Source organism: Ideonella azotifigens, assembly GCF_006519715.1.
GTDB classification, from domain to species: domain Bacteria; phylum Pseudomonadota; class Gammaproteobacteria; order Burkholderiales; family Burkholderiaceae_C; genus Ideonella; species Ideonella azotifigens.
Genome location: NZ_VIDT01000353.1, coordinates 1 through 5,749, shown reverse-complemented (window position 1 = coordinate 5,749; position 5,749 = coordinate 1). Strand labels below are relative to the sequence as shown.

At 67.9% G+C, this 5,749-nt stretch carries 5 protein-coding genes and 1 pseudogene; 4 read left to right on the top strand and 2 right to left on the bottom strand.

The window, feature by feature from the left end; translation table 11 throughout:
- The 4 genes from FKP22_RS19145 to FKP22_RS19130 form a co-directional block, all read left to right on the top strand.
- Positions 1-193, top strand: a 193-nt coding sequence (locus tag FKP22_RS19145; protein WP_141289308.1) for an SDR family oxidoreductase, incomplete at its 5' end; no start/stop codon positions are given.
- 31 nt (positions 194-224) lie between these two features.
- Positions 225-1,592, top strand: a complete 1,368-nt coding sequence (locus FKP22_RS19140) for an aromatic ring-hydroxylating dioxygenase subunit alpha (protein WP_141289307.1) — start codon at positions 225-227, stop codon at positions 1,590-1,592.
- On the top strand, positions 1,589-3,040 hold the full coding sequence (locus FKP22_RS19135; protein ID WP_141289306.1) for a glutamine synthetase family protein: 1,452 nt from the start codon (positions 1,589-1,591) through the stop codon (positions 3,038-3,040). The genes FKP22_RS19140 and FKP22_RS19135 overlap by 4 nt, the downstream gene beginning before the upstream one ends.
- Positions 3,041-3,053: 13 nt before the next feature.
- Entirely contained in the window at positions 3,054-3,374 is a 321-nt protein-coding gene (locus tag FKP22_RS19130; protein WP_141289305.1) for a 2Fe-2S iron-sulfur cluster-binding protein, read from the top strand.
- Positions 3,375-3,502: 128 nt separating this feature from the next.
- Here FKP22_RS19130 and FKP22_RS19125 read toward each other — a convergent pair.
- Both FKP22_RS19125 and FKP22_RS19120 read right to left on the bottom strand, forming a co-directional pair.
- Positions 3,503-3,762, bottom strand: a pseudogene (locus FKP22_RS19125) (transposase); the annotation flags it as partial.
- A gap of 14 nt (positions 3,763-3,776) precedes the next feature.
- Complete coding sequence (locus FKP22_RS19120; protein WP_141289304.1) at positions 3,777-5,339, bottom strand: transposase; 1,563 nt, start codon at positions 5,337-5,339, stop codon at positions 3,777-3,779.
- Positions 5,340-5,749: the final 410 nt, after the last annotated feature.

Sequence of the window (5,749 nt, the reverse complement as noted above, 5' to 3'; positions counted from 1 at the left end):
GGCCGACCAAGCCGCCGCCGAGGGGGTAAGCGAGGAAGTGGTGCTGGCGCGCTATGTGCAGTCGCTTGGCGTCGCGCTGCAGCGGCCCAACGAGACCGCCGATGTGGTGGCCACGGTGCGATTTCTCGTCAGCGAGGGCGGCCGCAACATCACCGGCCAGGAGATCGTGGTCGACGGCGGGGTGATCGTATGAGCTGCGCATGCCTGGTTTCAGGGAGGCTGCCATGCTGAGCGCCGAGCAGAACGAATTTGTCACCCGCGTAGGCCCCGGCACACCGGCCGGCAGCTTGCTGCGCCGCTATTGGCAGCCGGTGGCGCTGACCGATGAGCTGGCCGGTCCGCGCCCGGTCAAGGCAGTGCGGCTGATGGGGCAGGAATTTGTGCTCTTCCGCGACGAGCAGGGGCGCCATGCCCTGCTGGACCGGGACTGCCCGCACCGCGGTGCCGACCTGGCCTTTGGCCGCCTGGAGGATGGCGGCCTGCGCTGCCCCTTTCATGGCTGGCTGTTCGACGCCACCGGCCAATGCCTGGAGACGCCGGCCGAGCCGGCAGAGAGCAAGATGTGCACGCGCATCCGGCAGGCGGCCTACCCGGTGGTGGAGAAGAGCGGGGTGCTGTTCGCCTACCTCGGCCAGGGCACGCCGCCGGCCTTTCCGGACTTCGACTGCTTTGTGGCGCCGGACAGCCACACCTTTGCCTTCAAGGGCTTGTTCGAGTGCAACTGGCTGCAGGCGCTGGAGGTGGGCATTGATCCCGCGCATGCCTCCTACCTGCACCGCTTCTTCGAGGACGCGGACACCGCTGCCAGCTATGGCAAGCAGTTCCGCGGCGCCTCGGCCGACTCCAGCATGCCCATCACCCAGGTGCTGCGCGAGCATGACCGGCCGGAGATCAGCGTGGCCAGCACCGACTACGGCCTGCGCCTGACGGCGCTGCGCCGGCTCTCGCAGGCCAGCACCCACGTGCGGGTGACCAACGTGCTGTTCCCGCAGGCCTTCGTGATCCCGATGAGCGCCGAGATGACGATCTCGCAGTGGCATGTGCCGGTGGACGACACGCATTGCTACTGGTACGCCATCTTCACCAGCTTCACCGGACCGGTGGACAAGCAGCAGATGCGCGAGCAGCGACTGCAGCTCTACGAGTTGCCGCACTACACCTCCCGCCGCAACAAGCGCAATGACTACGGCTACAACATCGAGGAGCAGCGCCTGGCCACCTACACCGGCATGGGCGACGACATCAATGTGCACGACCAGTGGGCCGTCGAGTCGCAGGGCGCCATCCAGGACCGCACCCGCGAGCACCTGGGCACCACCGACAAAGGCATCATCGCCTACCGCCGGCTGCTGGTGAAAGCCATCAAAGGGACGCTGGCGGGCGAGCCTGCGCCCTTGCTGGTCGATGCGGCGCAGGCCGCGCAGTTGACCGGCCCGGCCTCGATTGATGGCATCGCCCATGCCCCCGCCGGGGCGGACGACGCCGAGGCAGGGCCAGTGGACACCGAAGCCTATTGGCAGGCCGCCGACCTTGAGCGCCGCCAGCGCTGTGAATGGGCGGCCGCGCGCCTGGCCCCGGCGGAGCAGGCATGACGGGCGCGGCGCCGTTCGTCGAGCGCTTTGGCCTGTGGACGACCGAGCGGCAGGACCAGGCTCGCGAGCTGGTGCGCCGCATTGATGGCGGCGAACTTGACGTGGTGCGCTTCGCCTTTGCCGACCAGCACGGCCTGCTGCGCGGCAAGACGCTGGTGGCCAGCGAGGCCCGCGCGGCCTTGTGGGAGGGCGTGCAGCTCACTTCGACGCTGCTGGCCAAGGACAGCTCGCACCGCTCGGTGTTTCCGGTCTTTTCGGCCGGCGGCGGCTTCGCGGTGCCTGGCCTGCAGGGCGGTGCCGACATCACCCTGGTGGCCGACCCGACCACCTTCCGGGTGCTGCCGTGGACACCACGCACCGGCTGGCTGCTGTGCGATGCCTACATGCCAGACGGCAGCCCCTGCCCCTATGCCACCCGGCAGATCCTGCAGCGCGCAGTGCAGCAACTCGAAAGCCAGGGCCTGGCGTTCGTGGCCGGCCTGGAGGTGGAGTTCCATGTCTTCAAGCTGGAGGACGCGCGGCTGGGCCTGGCCGACTCGGGCCAGCCCGGTGAGCCGCCGCGGGTCTCGCTGCTGTCCCATGGCCACCAGTACCTGACGGAGCTGCGCTACGACCGTGTGGACCCGGTGATGGAGCTGCTGCGCAGCCAGTTGGTGGCGTTGGGTTTGCCGTTGCGCTCGCTGGAGGTGGAGTACGGGCCCAGCCAGTTCGAGCTCACATTCGGCCCCACGGCCGGCGTGACACCGGCTGACACCATGGTGCTGCTGCGCAGCGCCATCAAGCAGATCTGCCAACGCCACGGCTACCACGCCACCTTCATGTGCCGGCCGCGCATTCCCAACGTGATGTCCAGCGGCTGGCATCTGCACCAGTCGCTGCGGCGCCTCAGCGACGGCCGCAACGCCTTCATGCCCGAAGCGGCATCCGGCCAGCCGCTGAGCGAACTCGGCATGCACTACCTCGGCGGCCTGAAGCACCATGCGCGCGGTGCCGCCGTGCTGGCCTGCCCGACCATCAATGGCTACCGCCGCTACCGGCCGCATTCGCTGGCGCCCGACCGTGCGCTCTGGGGCCGTGACAACCGCGGCGCGATGCTGCGCGTGCTGGGCGGGCCGGGGCAGGCCGGCACACGCATCGAGAACCGTGTGGGCGAGCCTGCGGCCAATCCCTATCTGTACCTGGCCTCGCAGCTCTTCTCAGGGATGGACGGCCTGCAACGCCAGCTCGACCCAGGCCCCTCGGCCGACGTGCCCTACGAAACGCCGGCCGAACCGCTGCCGCGCTCGCTGGAGCAGGCGCTGGCCTGCCTGCGGCAGGACAGCGGACTCTGCGCGCAGCTCGGCCAGGGCTTCGTGGACTACTACTGCCACATCAAGGAAGCGGAAATCGCCCGCTTCAACCTCGAAGTCAGCGAGTGGGAACACCGCGAGTACTTCGATATGTTCTGACCCCTCCCAACCCATGCTCACCATTCACTACCTTCTGAGCGACGGCAGCCGCCGCAGCTGCACGGACGCCCAGCCCGGCAGCAGCGTCATGGAAAACGCCTTGTGGCTCAACGTGGCGGGCATCGACGCGGAATGCGGCGGCGCCTGTGTCTGCGCCACCTGCCATGTGCAGGTCGAGGAGGCCTTCCTGGCGGCGCTGCCGCCGCCTGACGACATGGAACGCACGCTGCTGGCCAGCGCCATCCCCGGGCATTCGCAGCGCAGCCGGCTGAGCTGCCAGATCGCCATGACGCCCGCGCTGGACGGCATCGTGGTGCACGTGCCTGCACACTGACGCGCGGTGACCCCGTCGTGTCCCACGGGTTGGTCCCAACCGCTGGGCGGCGCTGAATGGCGGCTACGCCGCCCCGGCGTCGCTTGCTTAGGAATTCCTGACCATTGAGCTTTCCGTAAATGGTGACATCACCAGAGCCTGGCTTGTGCCCAGCACGCGGCGATGAACGAGGGGCGGTGCTGTGCACTCTTGAGCTTGTTGCGGGCCGTGACGTTGAGTTCATCAAGGTTGGCAGGCCAGAAGTTGGCCAGGGCATGCCGCTTGAGCCAGGCCCACGGGAACTCCACGAGGTTCAAGTCCGGCGAGTACGGCGGCAAGAACGCCATCCGGACAGCACCATCGGTGGAGTACAGGTACTCACGCCGAGCTTGCTGCGATGGGCTTTCAACCTAAATCCGGCAGTTACCCGGTCGCCGGCAGCGCTGGGGCTGGCCTGGGTGGCCCGATGACGGGCGCGATGCGATCGCTGATGTAGCGCAGCAAGCAAGCCCAGCGGTCCAGGCCCTTGAACTGCTCCGCAGCTGCCTTGACGTGCTGCAAAGCCGCACCGATGTTGGCGATCAGCCGCTTGAGCAACTCGGCCTTGCCGTGCAGCGGCGTGAGGTACAGCATCGTCTGGTTGGCGTGGCTGGCGGCCGTGCCCACCGCGGCCAGCAGCAGCGGGCGGCTGGTGATGGCTTCGAGCCGGCCCGCCGGGTGCGCCGCCCGGCAATACCAACTCCACCAGTTGTAGACCAGCGCACACGCTCGGGCCACCGTCTGGCACGGGTTGATGTCCTGCGTGGTGAAGCCCCCCAAGCCCCATTGGTTCTTCAGCTCGTCGAAGGCGTTCTCCGCGTCGGCGCGGTCACGGTACAACTGACCGACCGACTCCAGCGGGCAGGCCACGTCTGTGACCAGCACCGCGTACTCCCACAGCCGGTCGCCCTCGTGCACGCTCAGGCCGGCCAGGTCCAGCCGCAGTTGCTTGCCGTCCAAGCGCCTCTCCCGGGCAATGCCGCCGCGAATGCGCTGGCGCACGATGACCACGCGGCGCTTGGTGCGCCAACTGTGCAGCTGCAACTGGGCCTCGACCATCTGGCAGCCCTGGCTGTCTGGCCGGCTCCAATCCTGGCGGGTGAACTGCTGCACCACCAGGCGCTGCACGTTCTTCGTCTGCCGCAGCCGCAGCAGGTAGGGTTGCTGGCGCTGCTCCAGCGTCAGCAGGATGCCCTCGTTGCCGTAGCCCGAGTCGCCTTGCACCAGCGCCGGCCGGCGATCTCCTCCTGGTCCTTGAGCGAGTTCGTCCAGCAGCCGCCCCAGCGCGGCTTTGGCGTGCACGCTGGTGTGCTGCTTGCCGGCGCTGAGCTGCACATCCAGCACCAGGCGCAGGTTGCTCACCAGGAAGGTATGCAGCACGTGGCTCGGGCGCATCGGCTTGCTCGGGTTGTAGCCGATCTCTGCCCCTTCCTGATGCCCGTACAGCGGCTTGATGCTCGCGTCGATGTCCAGCACCCATGGCCGATCCAGCGCCTCGCGTACCGAGTGCTGCAGGCTCGGGCGCAACCACGCCGCGCTGGCTGCCTCGTCGATGCGTTCGAGCGCCCGGCGCAGCGCATCCTCGCTGACGACCTTGGCCATGCCCAGCGCCTGCGCCGCCACGGCGTCGCCGCGCAGCGCGGTGATGTGGGCGTAGCGCCGGTGCCAGGCCAGCAGCCCCAGCATCAGCGTGCCCAGCACGTCGCGTTTGTCCGGCGCGTTGCCGCTTCGGTACGACAACGGGCTGTCCGACACCCAGCGCTCAAACACACCCGTGGCGGCCAGGAACTCGGCGAAGAACACCAGCTGGCCGTGCGGCGTGGCCGCCGCACCGGTGTCCCAGCGAACGTGCATGCGCCCGCCCAACGTGTCCACGACCTGCGGCTCGGCCGGCTCTTCGCCCGTCCCTCGCCGCGCCAACAGCGCCTTGCGTCTTGCCTCACCCATCGGGTGAGTGTGCCAAGACCGCCAAACCCGCGCCAGTGCTGGCTTGCCGGGCAATCAGGGGAAGGCAACTGCCGGATTTAGGTTCAATCCATCCCAGATGATCAGCAGCGGGCGCTTCAGGTGAACGGTATCCGTCCGGCCAAGTCATCTTGAAGTGCCGCTCTGCCCAAAGGTGGCGAGCACGCATCTGAAATGAAGAAGGCTAAGAGTTCGCGTCGCGCTGCCGGCTGTCGAAGTCTTGCCTCGCTTCTCAGAAGCGGTCTGCATTTTCGCCGTCGGGCCTGTCCTAATTTCTGTGTGTGAGGCTCGTTGAGCCTTCACTGATGCCGTGATGGCGGTTGGGGATCCTACGTTGTGGGTCTTGTGAACCGGTCGTCGTAGAGGATCGCGAACTGGTTCATCGCAGCCTC

What these genes read in the sequence shown, in the direction of transcription:
- FKP22_RS19135 (WP_141289306.1), top strand. Translation starts at nt 1,589, where the DNA reads ATGACGGGCGCGGCGCCGTTCGTCGAGCGCTTTGGCCTGTGGACGACC.
- FKP22_RS19120 (WP_141289304.1), bottom strand. Translation starts at nt 5,339, where the DNA reads ATGGGTGAGGCAAGACGCAAGGCGCTGTTGGCGCGGCGAGGGACGGGC.
- FKP22_RS19130 (WP_141289305.1), top strand. Translation starts at nt 3,054, where the DNA reads ATGCTCACCATTCACTACCTTCTGAGCGACGGCAGCCGCCGCAGCTGC.
- FKP22_RS19140 (WP_141289307.1), top strand. Translation starts at nt 225, where the DNA reads ATGCTGAGCGCCGAGCAGAACGAATTTGTCACCCGCGTAGGCCCCGGC.